Origin of the sequence: Pseudomonas sp. SWRI154 (genome assembly GCF_014268645.1) — a bacterium.
Taxonomy (GTDB): Bacteria; Pseudomonadota; Gammaproteobacteria; order Pseudomonadales; family Pseudomonadaceae; genus Aquipseudomonas; species Aquipseudomonas marvdashtae.
In genome coordinates, this window is record NZ_JABWQW010000017.1 from 1 (window position 1) to 18,314 (window position 18,314).

Genomic DNA, 18,314 nt, shown 5'->3' on the forward strand with positions numbered 1-18,314 from the left:
GGCGGGGTTCAAACCCGCTGAGTTTCTTACGCCATTTCGTGACGGCTTGCGCCGTCAGTCCCAGGCGACCAAGCTTTGCCTGGCGCACATAGATCTGTCCACTTTCGTTCACGATCAGCCTACTTTCGCAAACAACCGCTCGGCAATCTGCCGACCTCGCTCCAACCCTTCATCAGTCAACCAGATCGACTTGTTCCTGTTTACCGGGTTGGTGATAAGGCCTTGTTCATGCAATCGGTTCATGACCTCGAAATCGAAACCTTTCCAGGCATTACCGTCGTCGGAACTGAAGGCTGCCAACAAGGCAAGCACAGCTTCTTCTACCAATGTGTCGTCGTATTCCATGCTCGTTGCTCCGCTTGTGTTTAGCAGGAAGAGCTAACTTAGGTATTCCCACTTCTGAACCCTACCGGGCCAAAGATCCGCAATGAGTTTAGCAATACGATGATGCTGTGCAGCGATGACAAAGGCTTTAGCTTCATCAGGCTATTTGAGACGTCTTCCTAGCCGCTGCCTTTATCGCTCTCTTGCCCTTATGCTCAAACTCCCATCCTTTACAAGCCAAGGCGACATGCTTGGGAATCAGCGAGGTACCGCTGCTATAGGCAGTAATGGTCCGCCGGGTAAAACCCAGTTCCTGGGCGGCAGTCGTCAGCGAGAGCTGGTTGTTTGCCATCCAGCGTTTGAATGCCTGGGTTGGCATCACCTCTCCGGCTTGCTCGAGCGCCAACCGATGCAAAGTAACGGCCGCCAGTTCCAAGCCATCACCCCAGCTCACATCGAAACCCCATTCGCCGACCTGAGCAGTGCCGAACAACGACAGGTCCTCCAATGGCTTTAGCACTGGGTATTGTCGGATGTGCTCGCGCAGGTCAACGTCGTAGTGTTTGCCATTGGCAAATTCCACTTGCAAAGCATGTTTGCCTGGGACGGACTTCACGCTGTTGATTCTGGCTTTGCTGATCATGGGTCAGTGCCTCCGGTTTTGTTCATTCCAAACGCGTTGCAGTTCAGCCTTATGATTTGTCGCCCACGCCAAGGCGGCTTTCAAGGCTTTAGGATTGGCTCCTTTGCCAAGGACCTGGAGTCCATCGATCTCCACCAGCGATTCACCGTCAGGCGTTTGCACATGAAAATGCGGCGGAGCGTGATCGTCCGGGTAGATTTTTATTTTCCAGTTACGGTCGCTATATACGGTAGCCATGCCAGGCATGCTAGGGAATTTTTTTCCCTACCGCAAGGACGCCGGACATCCATCTGTCCGCCGGCTGATACCACCCGCCCAAAAATATCTTCCCATCCCGTCCCGTCCCGCAAAGCCCTCCTCCCCTCCAGCAAAGTCCCCGCCCGTTCCGCAGCCCGATAATCCCCGCTTCACCCACCCCAACCGCTACAACCGAGCACCGTGTACTCCCCATGAACCTACGCACCTTCATTCGCAGCTATTGCCTAAACTCCAGGCTCGCCACGAATGCGCTCATCCGTCTGCACAAGTCGCTCTCGTCCCTCGCCGCCTACCTGGCCCAGCAAGGCTTCGATTCCAACATATGGCCCGCCACCCGTGACGAAGCCGCGCTGGACCAGCGTATCAACACCCTCTGCCCAGAGCTGGCCGCCACCGTGTTCAGCCACGCCCGCGAGGGCATCATCCTCGTCGATCCATTCGGCCGGGTCATCGCCGTGAACGAGGCCTTCACGCGTCTCACCGGTTACGGGCAAGAAGAGCTACAAGGCCGCGAGTTGAACGCCCACCGCATGGTCCGCCGCCTCACCGCTTTTTACGCGCCGATGAAAAACGCGCTGGATTTCCACGGCCACTGGTCCGGCGAGATCCAAAGCAGCCACAAGGATGGCCGGGAAATGACGTCGCGGATCAGCATCAGTGCGGTGCATGACTGTCACGGCAATGTTCAGCACTATGTGGCGCTGTTCAGTGACATGACGCAGATGAAGCAGCGCCTGCAGTTGCTGGAGCGTGACGCCCGGTATGACGCGCTCACGCAGTTGCCCAATCGCTTGTTGTTGGCCGAGCGGATGCGCCAGGCGTTGGGCAAGGCGCGCCTGCATCAGCAGAAGGTGGCGATCGCGTTTATTGATCTGGATGGGTTCAAGGCGCTCAACGACAGTTATGGGCATGACTGGGGGGATCGGGTGTTGCAGATTGTCGCGGCGCGGATCAATGCGACGTTGCGCGAGGGGGATACGTTGGCGCGGCTCGGCGGCGATGAGTTTGTCGCGGGGCTGGTGGGGTTGCAGGAAGTGGGAGACTGCGAGCCTTTGCTCAAGCGAATGCTGGCGGCGGCCAATGCGCCGATTTTGATCGGGGCGCAGACGGTGGAGATCGCGGCGAGTATCGGGGTGGCGTTTTATCCGGAGCATGGGCTGGAGGTCGATGGGCTGATCAGCAAGGCGGATCAGGCGATGTACCTGTCGAAGAAGGCCGGCGGTAATCGTTTGGCGTTTTGTCCGACGCGGTTTATTTCGGTCAATAGCGAAGCCTGACGGTGGTGCCGAGGGTTCGCTCGCTGCCGGTCATGACGCCGTAATCACCGGCGCCGAGCAGTGAGTACACGGCGGTGATGTACTGCCGGTCGAAGACGTTGCGCACCCAGCCTTCCACTTCCCACGAACGGTCCTGGCTGCGCAGGCCCAGGCGCAGGTTGGTGAGGCCGTAGCTGGGTTGATAGCTGCCTTCGCCGCCTTCGAGGGTGCCGTAGTAACCGGTGCGGAAGCTGTAGTCGACGCCGCTGAAGGCTTCCAATCCGTGGGGCAGCGGATGGGTATGGTCGAGGCCGCTGCTGAGGTTCCATTCCGGCGCGTTGTAGAGGCGCTCGCCGCTGAGGTCGCAGGTCCATTGGCCCGAGGCCGGTGGGCACGGTGCGTTGGGGAAGCTGCGGTAGCGCGCATCGCTCCAGGCCAGGCCGAGGCGGCCGGTGAGTTGCGAGGTGAGCTGCCAGGCGGAGTCGAGTTCGATGCCGCGCAGGCGGACTTTGCCAACGTTGATCAGATTGTCGCGCAGCGGTGGCGCGAACACGGACGTGGGCGGGCTGTAGGTGAGCGCTTGATAGTCGTCGACGTCGGTCTGGTAGACGGCGAGGTCGAGCATCGCGCGCTCGGCCCAGAAGCGCGTCTTCATGCCCAGCTCCAGGGACGTGGCGCGTTCCGGCTCGAAGGTCGGCGCGGTGAACGGGCCGACCACGTCGAAGTTGATGCCGCCAGCCTTGTAGCCCCGCGACCAGCTGACGTAGCCCATCACCGCTTCGCTGAAGCGGTAGCTGGCGCTGGCGAGGCTGGAAACGTTGTCTTCTTCAATCGAGTCCTCGCGGTAATAAGTACCGCCGAGGGCGATGTCGCGCAGCAGTTGCCCTCCGGCCTGGAACACCGGGGGCAAGCCGGTCAGCGGCGCGAGGTTGCTGACGTCGCGGGAGATCCAGCCGTCCTTGCGCTCCTGGCTGTAGCGCAGGCCGCCGGTGAGTTCCAGCGAGTCAATTGGGCGCCAGGAGAGCTGGCCGAAAATCGCGCGGCTGTCGCCCTTCTGCTCGCCGTCGTAACGTTGCCGGGCGCCGTCCAGCAACAGGGCCGGCACCTGGCTCGGGTCGGTGATGTTGATGCCGAGTTTCTTCAGTTGCTCCAGTTGGTCGCCGACGAACCAGGGCGCGGCGTCCTTGCCGAATTCGGCGTCGATCTGCCGGTCGAGTTGCTGGCGCAGGTAGTAGAGCCCGGCGACGTAATCGACGGACGAGCCGGCCGTCCCGGACAGGCGCCATTCCTGGCTGAACTGCCGGTGGCCCAGTTCGGTTTCGGAACGGGCCACCGCCAGCGCAGTGCTGTCGCCATCGCGGGTGGCGCGGTAGTCCCAGTCGCGGTAGGCGGTGATGCTGGTGATGTGCATTGCCTCGTCGAGGTCCCAGTTCAATTCCAGTGAGACACCGTTCTGCAGAGTTTGCGGACGACCCGGCGCGTCGATGCGGGACTCGCGTTTGTAGGGGGCGGGCTCGGTCAGTGGATAGTCGAGGAACTTGGCACGCTTACGGGTTTGCTCGCTGTAATGATTGACCAGCAGCACGTTGCCGGCCTCGTTTTGCTCGGCGTAGTCGGCGATCAGGCGGGCGCTGAAGTCGCTGTTCGGCGTCCACAATAATTGGCCGCGCAGGCCTTGGCTGTCGGCGTCGCCGAGGCGGCTGCCGTCGTGCAGGTTTTCCACGGTGCCATCGGCGGCGCTGTCGAAGACGTTCAGTCGGCCGGCCAGGACGCCGCCTTGCAGCGGACCGGAAATCGTCCCGCGAAACTCGCGCAAGCCGTGCTCACCGTAGCTGGCTTCGAGGTTGGCCTCGGGCTGGAAGGCCGGCTGGCGAGTGATGATATTCAGCGCGCCCGCCGTGGTGTTTTTGCCGAACAAAGTGCCTTGCGGCCCGCGCAACACTTCGATGCGCTCGATGTCTATCAATTCGGCGAACGCCATGCCCTGGCGCGCCTGGTAAACGCCATCGACGTAGGTGCCGACGCTGCCTTCCAAGCCATCGTTGTAGGCCGTCGCGCCGAAACCGCGCAGGCCGAAGCCAGCGAAGCGGGCGTCGTGACCGGAGACTATCAAACCGGGCACGCGTTGCTGGATGTCTTTAAGCATATGCAGGCCGGCCTCGTCCAGTTGATCGCCGTAGAGGACGTTGATCGGGATCGGTACGTTTTGCGGGTCTTCCTCGCGACGGCGAGCGGTGACGGTGGTTTCGTCGAGCGTGAGGGCGCTGGGCGCCTCTTGTCCGGCATTCACTGATGCGCAAGGCAATGCCGCGAGACTGCCGAGCAGAAGCAGCCGATAACCTGAACCCAGCATGCTAGAACCCCTGAGTCATCGCGCGACGCACCGTGTCCGGGCAAGCCAGTGCCTTGACACAGGCCAGCAGCTCGCGGCTGTCCGCGGGCTTGAGCAACACCGCGTCGAAGGCCAGGCCCTCTGGATAATCCTGGGGCCTGCGCGGCGGCACTGCGGAATAAAGCATCACCGGCAGATCGCGCTCACTGTCGCGAACCTGGCGCAGCAGTTCCCAGCCGTCCATGCCGGGCATCATCTGGTCGCTGATCAGCAGGTCGATTGATTGTCCGGCCAGGCAGGCCAAGGCGTCTTCCCCGGTCGCCGCCATGCTCACATCGAAACCGTAACCGGCCAGCAAGTCATAGAGCCATTCGCTGTTTTGTTCGACGTCGTCCACCAGCAGGACATGCTTGCCCTGCCCGTCGAGCGGCGTGGCGTTGTTGTCGACGATGCCGATTTCGAGGTCGTGTTCCTGGGCGCATTTCAATGGCAAGCGAAAACTGAAGTGGCTGCCCTGCTCCGTGGCTTGGGGTTCGAGGCGGCTGTCCATGCGTTCCAGCAGTTGCGTAACGATGGACAGGCCCAGCCCGCTGCCTTCGTAACGCTGGGCATTGCGGCCGCGGCGAAACGGTTGCAGGAGTTGTTCGAACTCTTGCGGGTTAATGCCGATGCCGCTATCGATTACGCTGAAGCGCAGTTCCACGGTGTCTGCGCTCGCTCCCGGAGAAGCACTCACCTCGAAACGGATCTGGCCGTTGCGGGTGAATTTTGCTGCGTTCGCCAGAAGGTTCATGAGGATCTGCCGAAGGCGTTTGAAGTCGGCCTCTACGAGTGGCGGCAAGTCCTGCGCCAGCACCGCCTCGAAGGTATTGCTCTGGCGCGCGGCGAGAAAGCCCGCTTCGCCGGCGATTTCTTCGAGGAAGCCGTACAGGTAGCCCGGCGCGAGAGCCAGTTGCATCTGCTCCAACTCGCCTCGGGAAAACTCGAGCATCTCGTCGATCAGCTCCAGTTGCTGGCGGGCATTGCGCTCGATGGTGGCTTGGTAATCGCGGTTGGGCCCGGCGTGCAGCAGGCGCGCGTAGTCGATGATGCGCACCAGCGGCGAGCGCAGGTCGTGGCTGATGCGCGCCATCAACGCGCTGCGGGCCGCGAGGGATTCGCGCAACTGCGACGTACGCAGCGCCACGGTGCTTTCCAGGCGTTCGTGCTCGGCTTGGCGTTGTTGCTCGAGGGTGGACAGGGCGTGTTTTTCCCGGTTGCGGCTGCGGGCGACTTCCATGATCAACGTGCACACCAGCAACGCTACGCCCGCCAGGGTGGACGATAGGCTGTATTTCGTTTCCGGCGATTGCCAGGGCAGTTGTTCTTGCGGAAAGAAAATCCGCATCAGCAATTGCCCAAGCAGTAGCGCCGGCACCAGCCAGGCCATCCAGCTGTAGCTCAGGCGTGCGCGCCAGGCCATGAACAGCGTGGCGAGCAGTACGCCATAGAAACTGAACAGGGACATCTGGACGATTTGCGCACCCTGGACCGGATCGATGTTCAGCCACCAGAGTCGGCCGAGGATGCAGCCCAGCAGCGGCACCCAATAGCTCCAGCCAATGACTTTGGGCAGTTGAGAAACCTGCAACAGCACGCGGAAGTAAGCCAGGAACAGCACGAACGAGAACGCGCTGGCGCAGGTCAGCAGCTCGCGCGTCCAACCTAGCGCGGTGGGCCAGTAGATCAGGTAGCCGTTGAGGATGCAGGTCAGCAGGATGTAGCTCAGGACTGCTCCGGCGTTCACGCTGAGCAGTCGGGAACGGAGGATCCAGCCGACGATGAAGCCGAACGGGACGACCAACAGAACAATGCCAAGGGTGAGTCCGTCGCTGAGGTAAGTCTCTTGCTGGCTGCGCAGCAGCGCCGGTTCGGACCACAGTTCCGGCTCCAGCAGCATTTGGAAGTTGCTCGCCACCCGGACGAACACCGTGGCGCTCTCCCCCGCCGCCAGCGAGACCGGGAATGCCGGTTGACGCGCCGCCGGCTGGGGCCATTCGGCCAAGGGATGGCCGGCCCCGGCGTGGGCGACGCGCCCCGATTGGTAGATGCGGATGTCTTCCAGGCGCGGCGCGCCGATCACCAGCTGACGCGAACACGCCGCAGCGCTTGAGTTGGCGAGCTGCACTTTCAACCAGAACGCGGAGCGGCTATAGCCTTGGGTCGGCCAGCCTGGGGTGGCGGGGTTGAAATGGGTGTCGGGCAGTCGCGCGACGTCTTCCAGGCTCAGGCTGGCCTGGGTATCCTCGAAAATCTGTATCGCAGGCATCAGTTCCAGGTGCTCAGCCTGGCAGATATCCACAGGCGCGGCGCGCAATAGGCCTGTGGATAACAACGTTATCGTCAGCAATAAAAACTGTAGAAGCCGCATCAAGGGCGCCCGGCCGACTCTGTATCTGCTATGCCTAGGGTTTGCTGGCGAAACTGACTGGGCGTCATGCCGATTCGCTGGCGGAAGGCAGTCGTGAAGTTGCAGGCGTTGCGAAAGCCCACCAGCTCGGCGACGTCCTGCACGCTCATGGCGCTTTCGGCAAGCAAATCCTGGCCGCGTCGTAATCGTGCATCGCGAATATAGGCGAACACGGTCAGCCCTAGGTGTTCACGGAAGATCCGCGACAGGCGCTTCTCGTGGGTGCCGACTTTTTGCGCCAGCTCGGCCAGGGAGGGAATGTCGTCGAGCTGTTCTTCGATCAATCGCATCACGGCGCGCAGGACAATTTCATCGCCTTCCGGCTCCGGTTCGGCCGAGCTGGCTTGAGCGATGGGCGGCGCGCGCCAGGTCAATTGCAGATGAATCTTGATGCGCGCGAGTACTTCTTCGGGGGCGCAGGATTTGGGGATGTAATCGACGCCACCGACGGTCAAGCCTTCAAGGCGTTCAATCGAACTGTTGGCCGACGACAGAAAGAGAATGGGCGTCTGCCGGGTCGCCGGCGCCTCGCGCAGAAGCCTGCACAGACTGAAACCGTTCATGTGCGGCATGTGCACGTCCAACACGATTAGATCCGGACGCAAGGCCAATGCGCGCTGGTAGCCCTGGTGGGCATCGCTGGCCAGGGATATGCGCCAGGACTGCTGTCTCAGCAGGATGATGGTTGCGCGGATGTCCTCCGGAACGTCGTCGATCAGCAGAATATGCGGCTCGGGCGAAGCCGCCGCGCCTCCAGCTATAACCGCTCGCCCTTCGAATCGTCCGTCGTCCATTCGCCAGGTTCCCTTCTCGTGCTTTTGCCAATCGTGGATCGGAAAAAATCGTTACACCAATAGCGGCAGCTCGGGCGAAGACTTGAAGGCGACGAATTGTCCATGGTCGTCCCATTGCGGGCGACCTATGCTGAGGCGGGTCCACTTCGACAGGCAAATCATGATGATCCAATGCAAACGCGCCTATGAAACAGCCAGCACCGAGGATGGCGTTCGGGTGCTGGTGGACCGTTTGTGGCCGCGTAATTGCCGCAAGGATGCGTTGGCGATTGCGCAGTGGCTGCCGGAGGTCGGGCCTTCCCAGGAGTTGCGCAAGGCGTTCAAGGCGGGGGCGCTTTCATTTGCCGAGTTCAGCGTGGCGTATCGGCGGGAGCTGGCGGCGCGGCCGGAGCATTGGTGGAAGTTGGTGGATGTTGCGCGGGATGGGACGCTGACGTTGGTGTATGCAGCTAAATCGACGGTTGAGAACAATGCAGTGGTGTTGGCGCGGTGGTTGGAGGATGAAGTGGAGAAGCGGGCTGAGGGGAGTTCGCCGGTTTGTTATTTGGATCAGTTCCTGGAGCTTTGAAAGGCGCTTGCCGTGCCCCGTGGCGAGGGAGCTTGCTTCCTCGCCACGGGTTATTGGTTTGCTCAACATCGGCGAGAGGCGGCTAAGATGGCGCGCAGAGAAATCACAGGAAGGCAGCCGTGATGCAATCGCAATTTGATCCGCTGGTTCATATCGATTGGAAAACGCCGGGCGGCGAGTGGCTTGGGCTTATGCAGGACGCCTATCCCGAGGTGTTTTTCGGGCAGGCGTTCGAGGCGCTGTTGGATGAGCTGTTCAATGAGATGCCCGAGGTTTGCTTCGAGGCGCTGGCGGCGGTGTTGGCGAGCCGGGATTATGACTTGTGGAATCTGGATGCGGGCGGCGATGATTATCGGCCGGTGATTTTCCCCTCCGATCAGCGCGAGGCGTTTGCCCAGCATTGGCAAAGTCCACGTGGCGAGCCGAGGTTCACGGCGACGTTGATCGAACCCCCTGCGGTGAAAACGCGCAAACCGGCCAAACCCAAGCGCGGCAAGGTGAAGTGGCTTCAGGAAGTCCATGACTATCCCGGCGCCACCTATGTACATGAATACAACTACCGCAACGGTTGGGCCGCCATTACCGAGCAGGACGAAGACCAGTGGTTGTGCTTTCTGATCGACTACAATCAATGGCCGCCCGCCGAGCAGGACGTGCTCGAACATCGCACCGATGGCGTGGACGGCGCGGATTTGCAACTGATCGATGCCGATGCCCAGCGCAGCCTGTGGAAGCGTCGGGTCGTACGCGGCGATTACAGCGCGGACGACCGCTACCAATACGAAATTCGGCAAGGCGATGAGTTCGCGGCGTTCGGGCCTGCTGGGGTGCAGTGGCCGGAGTTTGAACAGCCTTGCGTGGTGGTGGGTTCGGAGATATTCGAACGCAAGCGCATCTACGAACCCGAGCATTTGACGCGGATCTGGCGGATCACGGCGGACAGCAGCGAGGTGATTTTCGAGTATGCGGATGAACTGACAATCCTGCCCATCGGCGCTGGCCGCTTGCTGTTCATGCAGCACAACGGTCCGAAGTGCTGGACTTGGAATCAAGACCCGCCGCACCAGGCCATCGTCGCCAAACCGATGCCCGCCGAGGCCTACAAGTTGCGGGCCGCAACGGCGTATCTGGGTGGCGATGAGATTTTGCTGTTCAGCGAGGGGGCGCGGCAGAACGTCGAACATTCGGGTTATCAGGAGACGGTTCTGTTGGCGTGGCGCTTCAACTTCATCACCGGCGCCACGACCCAGGCGACGCTGGACGGTTTCGGCAGTGAACTGCGCCAGGACACGCGCATGCTCGTCACGCAGCCCAAACAAGTCATCACGTTGCGCACGTTTCATGGGCAGCTTCAAGTTGCACGCGGGCATGGGGATTGGTGGGTGTGGAGTTATCGCGCCAACACTTTTGGCACGCAGACCTTGGCGTGGTTTTGGAATCAGGTCAGCAATGAAGTGGTGAAGCTGTCGACCAAGGATATCCCGCGGATCAAGCCGGAGGTTCGTTATGTGCAGGCGCAGGATCGGTATCTGGCGTTTGAAGCGGATTTCGTGGCGCGGCTGCCAGGGTTTGCCGAGATGGTCGAGACCAAGGGAAGTGAGGTTTTGGTTTTTGAGTGAGGTGGTTCTGTTGCATGGCGGCGCTTCGAACGCATGAGTTTTGTGGCGAGGGAGCTTGCTCGCGCTCGGCTGCGCAGCAGTCGTAAAATCTGCGACCGTTTTCCCCTGGCACGCCGCAAGGGGGCCGCTGCGCAGCCCAGCGCGAGCAAGCTCCATCGCCACGGACTTGCTTAGACACGCAGCAACCCGCGAAACCCACGCGCCGCGTAATACGACTGCACGCCGTTGTGGTAGATGAACACCCGTCCATAACGGTAGTCACCAAACAACGCCCCGCCGAGGGCGCGAAGTTCGGAAGGTGTCGCCAGCCATGTGGACGTCTTCGCATCGAACTCACCCAGCATTTGCAGGGCTCGATATTGGTCCTCGGTCAACAGGCTGATACCCATTTCCCCAGCCATTTCCATGGCGCTGCCTTTGGGCTTGTTCTCTTTGCGTGCGTCCAGTGCCGCGCGGTCGTAGCAAAGGCTGCGTCGGCCAGTCGGGCTTTCTTTGGCGCAATCGCAGAAGGTGATAACGCCGGTCTTCGGATCGAGGCCGATCACATCAGGCTCACCACCGGTGGCTTCCATCGCCTGGAGCGATTTCAAAGCACCTGGATGGTTTACCAGTCGCGTCTGGACGTCGGCCCATGGGATGTCCGGGTGACGGTCCAGGTGGTCTTCGAAGCGTTTTTTCAAGGTTTGGATGAGGCTGTCTTGTTCTTGTTTTTTCATGAGCGTGAAATTCCTGGTAATCCGTTAAAGGTCTTTTCCGAAGACGGATCGTTGAAATCTCGCCACGTCCCGGCTCCCAGGCCAGACATATGTCGCAAAAGTCCTTGCGTTGCTGGCCGTAGCGCGCATCACCAGAATAGCCCGCCTAACTGAACGCAAGGAACGCAATGCGCTTGATAAGGAGTGCGGATCAGGGGCTCGAACCGACGGAGCTTCCCGATACGGCCGCACGTTTGGTCGATGACGCGCTGATGCGCGGTCACCCCATCGACGGGCTGGATCAGTTTGGAACGCTGTCGAAGATCCCCCGTGACAGCGATATCGTCGAAGCCGTCAGGAACGGCGATTTGTTGCTGGTGAGGCCAAGTCCCGCCGGCGCAGGTGGCAGCTTCACGCCTCGGTCGAGGCCTGCGCCAGAATCGGTCGACAGAGCCCCGGAGCAATGGCCATTGCCCAAGCCCCGGGATGACTTGGTGTTCGCCAAATCCTGCACCGCCGAAAACTGGTGCCAAACGGACGTCGGTACGACCACCGAAGCCGCCTCGAATTTCGGTCGGATCATGGTGGCGGGCGCTATGCTCATGCCCTCGGCGAGCACCGCGATTGCCTCAGCCCTCGGCGCGGATCTAGCGCTAGGCCGCATCGCCGGCGGCGGCATCATGCAGCAGCGCCTCACCTGGGCGATACGCGGCGCGGGCGGACCGGCCAGCGTCTTCGTCCTGGGCATGCTCCCCACCCAAATGGCCGACGGCACGCTTCACACCGACGACCAGCTACGCCGCATGAGCCACGCCACCACCCGAGTGCGCTTCCAATTTCGCCGCGACGCCGAAGGCGTGCTCCAGGTATACGGCATCCACAGCGGCCCCACCGGCGACGACTCCGTGCGCACGGTACAAGTGACCTGGAACGCCGACCAGACCGCCATGGAGGCCAAGCTCAACGGCATCACGCTCATATGGACGCCGCAGCAAAGTCCACTCGGCTCGCTTCCACCGCTGACCTATCCCGAAGACATCGGCAGGCAGCTAGGCACAATCCTCGTCCATCCGATAGCGGAGGATGTCGACAGCCAGATCGACGGCCTACCGGGAGAAGATGTTACGGCGGATGACTGTATTTTGGTGTTCCCGGCGGATACGGGGCTGAAGTCGCTTTATGTCGTGTTTGCGCGGCCTTTTGGGGGGGATCATAGTTATTATCCGGCGCCTAAGGTGCTGACTGCTTTTCCTGATGCCCGCAATGTTAAGTTCAAATCGCGAGTGCAGGGAGGCGGCTCTTCTCGCAGAAGGTGGCAAGACAAAAAGGGACGGATCTACGAATGGGACTCCGAGAATGGGAGAGTGGAAGTGTATGACAGACAAGGCGCGCACTTGGGTGAATACGATGCTGAGACTGGCGCCCAAACTAAACCGGCCAAACCGGGCCGCAGAGTAGAGAAATAGGAAGCTTATGTATCTATGTATTAGCGGGTTCCTGCCAGACGAGGATGAAGATGATTCGCTTAAATTTGATCTCGATCTGGATGAATATTTTAACGACCGAATCATGCAGCTTTTAGGCCATAGCAGCCTGAACGCAATGGCTGTGGGGGAATGGTTGTTAACGAAGGATCAGATAAGAGAGATATCCGACATCATCGGCAAACCTCTTCCGACGGATCTGGATTTATTCATCGGAGTACTGGCCTAGCGGGCCTCAAAATATCGAAGAAACATAACATGAAACACGAGATCCTCGCCTTCGACAAAAGTGTCGAACCGCTCGTTTTCCATGTCGTCGAGGCCTTCAGCAAAAAAAGCGAGACGTTAGCCTTTGAAGTGAAACTGCCTGCTGGCTGCGATGCACAACTTAAGCAAATCATGGGATGGTCGACACCCCTGCGTGGCGATGAAGGTTATGACCTGAGTCCCAGTCAAGCCGCAGCCATTGAAGAATTTGTCGGCCCGCGTTTTTACGATGACGATCATATTTTCCAGCTCACCTGCAATTTTAATTGATGTGGAAGGCTCGGCAAATCGGCGCACAAGTGCCAGTTCTTAACCTTAACCGCCGCGCCTCAAAAGGACGCGGCGGCTGACAGCAATACCGCACCGTCAATATGTGCGCTAACTCAAGCGCTTCACCTCAAGGCGTCCACAAGGGGGCCCACTCAGTTGTTCGCCCGTTTCCAGACTGAACACCGAAAAGTGCAAGGGACAGGTGATGCTCTTGCGTTGCTCATTGACCACGCCGTGCTCCAACCATCCGGCGCGATGAGGACAGGTGTGCGGCACCTGGAAGTGTTGATCGCCAATGATGACGGCGAATGTGCCTGGGCGATGGAACTCAGATGGCTCGCTCAATCATCCGCTCCTTGTCGAAATACTTCTGGTGCCTGGCTTTATCAACAGCGGCATCAAAAGCAACGTTGGTGATCTCGCGTCCCATGCATATCCCCTCCCAGGCTTTGGTCGGGTTCAGGTCGCCTGCCGCCTCCATCGCCTTGAGCAGGCGCTGGCCTTCAATAGCGTGGAATACATCGATGTGGACGTGCTCGGAATAATAGGTATGGGCCTTGATCTGCAAACGCGAACATATCGAGGTGTAGCACTCGAAAAAGAACGGCACAACCGTTTCGAAATAGGTGATGACCCCAGCGAAATACGACGGGTCGTCTGCCCGCATCGCCAGCCAACAGAACATATTGGGAAAGGAAAAACCGGCCGCCGCGTTGACGTCGATATAAAACCCCAAGTCGGTGGGCATCTGCAGTTCGTCAAGCAGGTCGATGTACAGGGTCGTGTGGGAGCGCTTCAGGTTACCGGAGCCAAATTCGTCGATCATCATGCGCAACATCGGCATCTGGGCGGCGAGGCTCAGCCGCGGCATCAAGTGGTAAAAAACCTGCGCCTCGGTCAACCCATCAAGAGCGAACTCTTGTACCAGGATCTTGAATTCATCGAGGGTCATGTGATCGCTCACGTAAGCCGCGCTGGGCGGTATCACGCTGCGGTCCAACTCCACCAATTCGGCCAGTTGCTTGCGCAATGCGGTCAGGTCGGTGGGCGGGTTGGCGGTTCGCGTCTTGTCGATGGTTGATTCGATCCAGTCATGCTCGAAGGCCAGTATGTGGCCGTCCAGCGGCTTGAGCTGCTTGATACAGGCGCGATTGGCCAGGAACAGTTGCTTTTGCAGTTCGCTCATGCGAAGACCTCCTGCTCTGCCAATACCCGGTCGGTGCTGATGACGCCCCGGGCCTTGAGCTCTTTCTTGACCTGCGCGTACCAATCGTCCGCGCCCAGTTCGAAATGCTCATTGAGGGTTTCCACCAGCCTGCCGACCGCCGCTTGCCGGGTGGCGATCGCCATTCGACAGAGCCCAGGTTCCAGGTTGGCCAAAGACACCACGTTGCCGTCGGATTCCAGGTCCCGCGCCAAGAGCATTTCCCAGCCGATGAAATAATCCAGGCCTTCGCTGCGCAGTCGCTCGATTTCGCTTTGAACGCGCGGTTGCGATGGCGAGTCCTTGATGCCGATGACCCTGGGCAGGTGGGCGATGGCAAGCAACGTTGCAAAGCTTTTCTCATTACCGGATAACGCCGATTCGTTGTAGATGAAGATATCCAGTGACGTGGCGTCATGCACCGAACGGTAGTGTTCGATGATGTCTTGCTGGCGGGTGCCGGGGGCAAAAGGCGAAGTAAACATGATCGCCTGGGCGCCAAGTTTTTGCGCCAACAGTGTGTATTCTATTACCTCGGCTGTCGTCGCCCTTTCAATACCGGCGATGACGGTTTTATCCTGCGCATGCGCCAGCGTCAGCTCCAACATGCGCTGCCAGTCCCGCCTGCCAAGCCGCCAACCTTCACCGGAAGTCAGGCACGGAATGTAGCCATCAACAAACGGCCTTGAGCAATGCAGCAACCGACGCACGCTGGCTTCGCAGACCCGCGACTGTTCGTCGAGCGGCGTGATCAAGGGCACGTAGATATGCTTACCCAACATGCTGGAAATCCTCCTGCCCGATCGTCATTTCCATAGACTGCTCGTACAAACGCTGAAGTTTTTCAGGGAATGCGGACTGCGAAATCGATGAAGGAAATGTTTTCAGGAATGGCTTCAACAAACTCAGCTCACGCAGCGAGTCGTCATGGGTAAAAAAGGGTTGTTGGTGCTCAACTACATGAGCAGCCAGTAACCTTTTTTCCACGCTCAGGTGCGCCCAGTCAGGTTCCAGGCAGGCCCGCTTCAAAACCCTGTTGCAATAACCTTGGCGCTGGATATTCATGTCTGTGTGGAGGACATCCATGAACGGGTAGTAGACGTCCTGCAAGTGCCGGCTCTTTTTCCAGATGATGGCATCACAAATCCCAATCTGGCCGAAGCTCATCAGCACCTGACGCGAATAAAACGTGCGGAAGAAACCCAGCGATTTGGCCCGCAATTCAGGATCGCTGTGGTGCATGCCCATGAATACCGTGGCGTCGATAACCGGAACGGAGACTTCAGCCATGATAGTTCTCCAGTGCCAGGGCGATGGTTTCGACTGCCTGTTCGAATTCCTCGGGTTTGCGCGCCAGCGCCAGGCGGATGTATTTCTGGCCGGCCTGCGGCTGGCTCCAATAAAAGTACTTGCCAGGCAGGACGTATACTTCGTACGCCATCAGGTAAGCCTGCAAATCATCGGCAGATACGTCATCGCGGAGAATTTCAAACCAGGCGACACTGGTCTCGACCATGGGCGTCAGGTAATTCAGAAAGCTGCCTTGCAGATGGCGTCGGGCGACTGCGCGGTTAACGTCGAGTACGGAACGCACCGACTCGAAATCATCATCACTGCTATCGCGAATATATTGAGTCACCACATTCAGGATGAATGGCGACACGTTCAACAATACGCTCGTCACGATGCTGTAGATGTCAGGGTTAATCGCCTGACTGGCCATGATCGTCGCGCATTTGGTGTCCTGCAACGGCCAGGTTTTTCCAGTGTCTTCCATGATGATGTACTGGGTACCGATGTCATCCAGGATGGCATAGGCGTCAACCCGACTGCCTCCTGCCGCTTTGAAAAAAGCGGCGAAGCAAAAGTCCAGGATGAGCAGCTTGCCGTGGTCCTTGCAGTAACGCGCCACTTCAACAAAAGTGTCGGCGCCCTTGGCAAACATGCTGGTACCGGTCGGGTTATTGGGATCCACCAGGAAAATCGCATCGACATTTGCCGCCGCCGATTGAAGCTTTGCATAGACGTTCGTCGGAGATTGCAGAAGGGTTTCGTCCAACGGCGTCAACGGCACTTCCATATGCTTGAGCAGGTCATGCAGGTTGTCGAAACAAGGTTCGATCAACCCTACGCGCATATTGCGTTTGCGCAGGTAGGTCGCGGTGATGTGCATTGCAATGGAGGCAGCGTAAACCAGATAGATTTCGTTATGTCGCTTGAGCGCATGCTCCTGGCCATGAAAGGTGAAAAAGGCCTGGATGAATTCTTGCTCGCTTTGATATTGGCTTTGGCCCTGCGCGCGATACCAGAGCTCGGGGAGACGGTTGACTATCTCTCGCTGGGTAGCACTTTGGTCCTGATGCGTGTGGGCATCAGCGAGATTAAAGCGTGTCTTCAAGGCAGAAATTTCATGCTGGGTGATATCTTCTTTATCATCCAGACGGGTCATGACACTCATGTTGTTATTCCTATAGGTGCTAAAGATGTCTATCTCACTTGGCTGGCTCACGGCACTGTAGATAAACCCTGCGCTATAGTTAACGTTGTTTTATTGCCCAACAACTGTACCTGGGTGCAGCTATGTCTATTTCCTCCCTGTATCTAGGTACAGTTGCTTTATTTGAGCACTGTCGCCATGCTCGGCGCGCAATAGCAGTTCAGTATTCAAATACGCAAGGATATTGCAGGAAATATGGACAAGCTCAGCTTCCACGCCATCAACTATTCAGATGCCTCAGAAGAGTTATTAAATGACTTGTATGGATTGAGAAAGGAAATTTTTTCCGATCGACTTGAATGGCGCGTCACGACTCACCACGGAAGAGAGATCGATGAATATGACAACGCCGATGCAACCTATCTCGTAGGTTTGTATGCAGGGCGCCCACTGAGCAGTTTGCGCCTGATAAATACGCTGAATCCTTATATGGTCGAAGGCCCGTTCCGTAAATTCTTCAGGTGTGGATTTCCCAAACATAAATCGATTGCTGAATCCAGTCGCTTTTTTGTGGACAAGACCCGCTCCCGAGCCATGGGATTGAGCGAAGTACCGCTTACCGAAATGCTGCTTTTGGCAATGCACGATCATGCTGCCCGGCATAACCTCGATTCGATCATAACGGTGGTCAGCCAAGCCATGTCGCGCATCGTCCTCAGGGCTGGTTGGCGCTACGAGATCATGGATACTGGCGAAGCCTCACCCGGCGAAAAAGTCCTGCTGCTCAATATGCCAGTGCGCCCCGAGAACGATTGGAGCCTTAAGCAAACGATAGAGTCCAAGCAGCCCCGTGGCGTGCCAATGACCGCCAAACAGCCCACTATCGCCGGCATGGCGGGCGATTTTCAGACCAGTCCCAAGCTGACAGCTTTGTAGACGGCCTGTTTGGCGTTGCAGACGCATAGCTTGTCTACAATGTTCGCCATATGGAATTTCACGGTGCGCACCGAGATGGCGTGGATAGTGGCGATTTCGCTGTAAGCCTTGCCCATGACGACCCATTTCAATACGCCAAGCTCTCGGTCCGACAGACCGGCCTCGGTCAGCTCCGGAAATAACTCGTTCAACGAAAAACATTCGGTCAATCTGTGGTGGAACTGCACGAGCGTCATCTGGATTTCTGCCGCCCTGCGCATCATGGTGTGCTCAAAGTCCTTACGGCGCTCGGTATTGCTGATACTCAATGCAGCGAATAAACCATTGGCGTCGTGCAAGTTGAAGGTAAAGCCGTCCGATATCTGATATTGCTCCGACGATGCAAAAACCGCCTGCCCTTGACCGGATGCCCTGGACTCAAGCGCCTCATGCCAGAAGAAAGGCGCTATGCACTTCATGCCGTGCTTGATGACCGGATCGATAAGATGATAGTTCTCAGCCTTGTACACATCGAGCCAACATTTCGGATAGTTGGAAAAAATTCTTGGCTTTACATCTCGCCCTTTATACATGACGAAGTAAGCATAATGGCACCCTTCCAACGGACGCAGGCATTTTTCAAATGTACTCTGGAGCCTTTCATCCAACTCAGACCCTGTATTTATGATTCGCCGGCCTTTCACAGCTTGACTGCTCATAAAAATTCCCTTTTTTATGGATTTATTTCTTTTACAAATTTCCTTGTAGAGCTATGGAAGCATTCAATCCAAGTCTCAAT

At 58.4% G+C, this 18,314-nt stretch carries 20 protein-coding genes; 7 read left to right on the forward strand and 13 right to left on the reverse strand.

What is annotated here, in order from left to right:
• Positions 1-114: 114 nt before the first annotated feature.
• The 3 genes from HU806_RS16120 to HU806_RS26865 all read right to left on the reverse strand — a co-directional run bounded on the left by HU806_RS16120 (position 115) and on the right by HU806_RS26865 (position 1,213).
• Positions 115-345: a DUF6429 family protein gene (locus HU806_RS16120; RefSeq protein WP_186612319.1), complete on the reverse strand. Its 231-nt coding sequence runs from the start codon at positions 343-345 to the stop codon at positions 115-117.
• 136 nt (positions 346-481) lie between these two features.
• Positions 482-967, reverse strand: a complete 486-nt coding sequence (locus tag HU806_RS16125) for a DUF2442 domain-containing protein (RefSeq protein ID WP_186612320.1) — start codon at positions 965-967, stop codon at positions 482-484.
• 3 nt (positions 968-970) lie between these two features.
• Complete coding sequence (locus HU806_RS26865; RefSeq protein WP_186612321.1) at positions 971-1,213, reverse strand: DUF4160 domain-containing protein; 243 nt, start codon at positions 1,211-1,213, stop codon at positions 971-973.
• A 203-nt stretch (positions 1,214-1,416) separates the two neighbouring features.
• Here HU806_RS26865 and HU806_RS16135 point away from each other — a divergent pair, with 203 nt between their 5' ends.
• Positions 1,417-2,502, forward strand: a complete 1,086-nt coding sequence (locus HU806_RS16135) for a sensor domain-containing diguanylate cyclase (protein ID WP_186612322.1) — start codon at positions 1,417-1,419, stop codon at positions 2,500-2,502.
• On the opposite strand, the gene HU806_RS16140 is transcribed toward HU806_RS16135, so the two are convergent.
• Genes HU806_RS16140 through HU806_RS16150 form a run of 3 tightly spaced genes read right to left on the reverse strand, consistent with a single transcriptional unit; the run spans position 2,486 to position 8,056 of the window.
• Complete coding sequence (locus tag HU806_RS16140) at positions 2,486-4,834, reverse strand: TonB-dependent receptor (protein WP_186612323.1); 2,349 nt, start codon at positions 4,832-4,834, stop codon at positions 2,486-2,488. The genes HU806_RS16135 and HU806_RS16140 overlap by 17 nt on opposite strands.
• A 1-nt stretch (position 4,835) precedes the next feature.
• Positions 4,836-7,223, reverse strand: coding sequence for a hybrid sensor histidine kinase/response regulator (locus HU806_RS16145; RefSeq protein ID WP_186612324.1), 2,388 nt, complete (start codon positions 7,221-7,223; stop codon positions 4,836-4,838).
• Positions 7,223-8,056 carry a response regulator transcription factor gene (locus HU806_RS16150; protein ID WP_238350191.1) on the reverse strand — a complete coding sequence of 278 codons (834 nt, stop codon included), beginning with the start codon at positions 8,054-8,056 and terminating at the stop codon, positions 7,223-7,225. Before HU806_RS16150 ends, HU806_RS16145 begins: the two co-directional genes overlap by 1 nt.
• Positions 8,057-8,219: 163 nt before the next feature.
• On the opposite strand from HU806_RS16150, the gene HU806_RS16155 reads away from it, so the two are divergent.
• Together HU806_RS16155 and HU806_RS16160 are read left to right on the forward strand one after the other, a co-directional pair.
• Positions 8,220-8,624: a DUF488 domain-containing protein gene (locus HU806_RS16155; RefSeq protein WP_186612466.1), complete on the forward strand. Its 405-nt coding sequence runs from the start codon at positions 8,220-8,222 to the stop codon at positions 8,622-8,624.
• 122 nt (positions 8,625-8,746) lie between these two features.
• Positions 8,747-10,243 (forward strand): hypothetical protein, encoded by a 1,497-nt coding sequence (locus HU806_RS16160; RefSeq protein ID WP_186612325.1) that lies wholly within the window; start codon positions 8,747-8,749, stop codon positions 10,241-10,243.
• Positions 10,244-10,413: 170 nt separating this feature from the next.
• Here HU806_RS16160 and HU806_RS16165 read toward each other — a convergent pair whose 3' ends face one another.
• Positions 10,414-10,959 (reverse strand): DUF4256 domain-containing protein, encoded by a 546-nt coding sequence (locus HU806_RS16165; protein ID WP_186612326.1) that lies wholly within the window; start codon positions 10,957-10,959, stop codon positions 10,414-10,416.
• A 167-nt stretch (positions 10,960-11,126) separates the two neighbouring features.
• Here HU806_RS16165 and HU806_RS16170 point away from each other — a divergent pair, with 167 nt between their 5' ends.
• From HU806_RS16170 to HU806_RS16180, 3 genes are read left to right on the forward strand one after another with little or no spacing between them, the layout of a single operon-like run.
• On the forward strand, positions 11,127-12,404 hold the full coding sequence (locus HU806_RS16170; RefSeq protein ID WP_238350192.1) for a colicin E3/pyocin S6 family cytotoxin: 1,278 nt from the start codon (positions 11,127-11,129) through the stop codon (positions 12,402-12,404).
• 7 nt (positions 12,405-12,411) lie between these two features.
• On the forward strand, positions 12,412-12,651 hold the full coding sequence (locus HU806_RS16175) for a pyocin S6 family toxin immunity protein (RefSeq protein ID WP_186612327.1): 240 nt from the start codon (positions 12,412-12,414) through the stop codon (positions 12,649-12,651).
• A gap of 29 nt (positions 12,652-12,680) precedes the next feature.
• Positions 12,681-12,959 (forward strand): DUF7683 domain-containing protein, encoded by a 279-nt coding sequence (locus HU806_RS16180; protein WP_186612328.1) that lies wholly within the window; start codon positions 12,681-12,683, stop codon positions 12,957-12,959.
• 108 nt (positions 12,960-13,067) lie between these two features.
• Here HU806_RS16180 and HU806_RS16185 read toward each other — a convergent pair whose 3' ends face one another.
• Genes HU806_RS16185 through HU806_RS16205 form a run of 5 tightly spaced genes read right to left on the reverse strand, consistent with a single transcriptional unit; the run spans position 13,068 to position 16,621 of the window.
• Entirely contained in the window at positions 13,068-13,304 is a 237-nt protein-coding gene (locus HU806_RS16185) for a Rieske (2Fe-2S) protein (RefSeq protein ID WP_186612329.1), read from the reverse strand.
• On the reverse strand, positions 13,288-14,145 hold the full coding sequence (locus tag HU806_RS16190; RefSeq protein WP_186612330.1) for an iron-containing redox enzyme family protein: 858 nt from the start codon (positions 14,143-14,145) through the stop codon (positions 13,288-13,290). Before HU806_RS16190 ends, HU806_RS16185 begins: the two co-directional genes overlap by 17 nt.
• A complete protein-coding gene (locus HU806_RS16195) occupies positions 14,142-14,945 on the reverse strand; it encodes a dihydrodipicolinate synthase family protein (protein WP_186612331.1) in 804 nt (267 codons plus the stop codon). Before HU806_RS16195 ends, HU806_RS16190 begins: the two co-directional genes overlap by 4 nt.
• Positions 14,935-15,453 carry a DUF6190 family protein gene (locus tag HU806_RS16200; protein ID WP_186612332.1) on the reverse strand — a complete coding sequence of 173 codons (519 nt, stop codon included), beginning with the start codon at positions 15,451-15,453 and terminating at the stop codon, positions 14,935-14,937. Before HU806_RS16200 ends, HU806_RS16195 begins: the two co-directional genes overlap by 11 nt.
• Positions 15,446-16,621 (reverse strand): aminotransferase class I/II-fold pyridoxal phosphate-dependent enzyme, encoded by a 1,176-nt coding sequence (locus HU806_RS16205; RefSeq protein ID WP_186612333.1) that lies wholly within the window; start codon positions 16,619-16,621, stop codon positions 15,446-15,448. The genes HU806_RS16200 and HU806_RS16205 overlap by 8 nt, the downstream gene beginning before the upstream one ends.
• 234 nt (positions 16,622-16,855) lie before the next feature.
• On the opposite strand from HU806_RS16205, the gene HU806_RS16210 reads away from it, so the two are divergent.
• Positions 16,856-17,536 carry an acyl-homoserine-lactone synthase gene (locus HU806_RS16210; protein ID WP_186612334.1) on the forward strand — a complete coding sequence of 227 codons (681 nt, stop codon included), beginning with the start codon at positions 16,856-16,858 and terminating at the stop codon, positions 17,534-17,536.
• Here the strand turns inward: HU806_RS16210 and HU806_RS16215 are convergent.
• Entirely contained in the window at positions 17,506-18,234 is a 729-nt protein-coding gene (locus HU806_RS16215; RefSeq protein ID WP_186612335.1) for a helix-turn-helix transcriptional regulator, read from the reverse strand. The genes HU806_RS16210 and HU806_RS16215 overlap by 31 nt on opposite strands.
• Between the last annotated feature and the right edge of the window lie 80 nt (positions 18,235-18,314).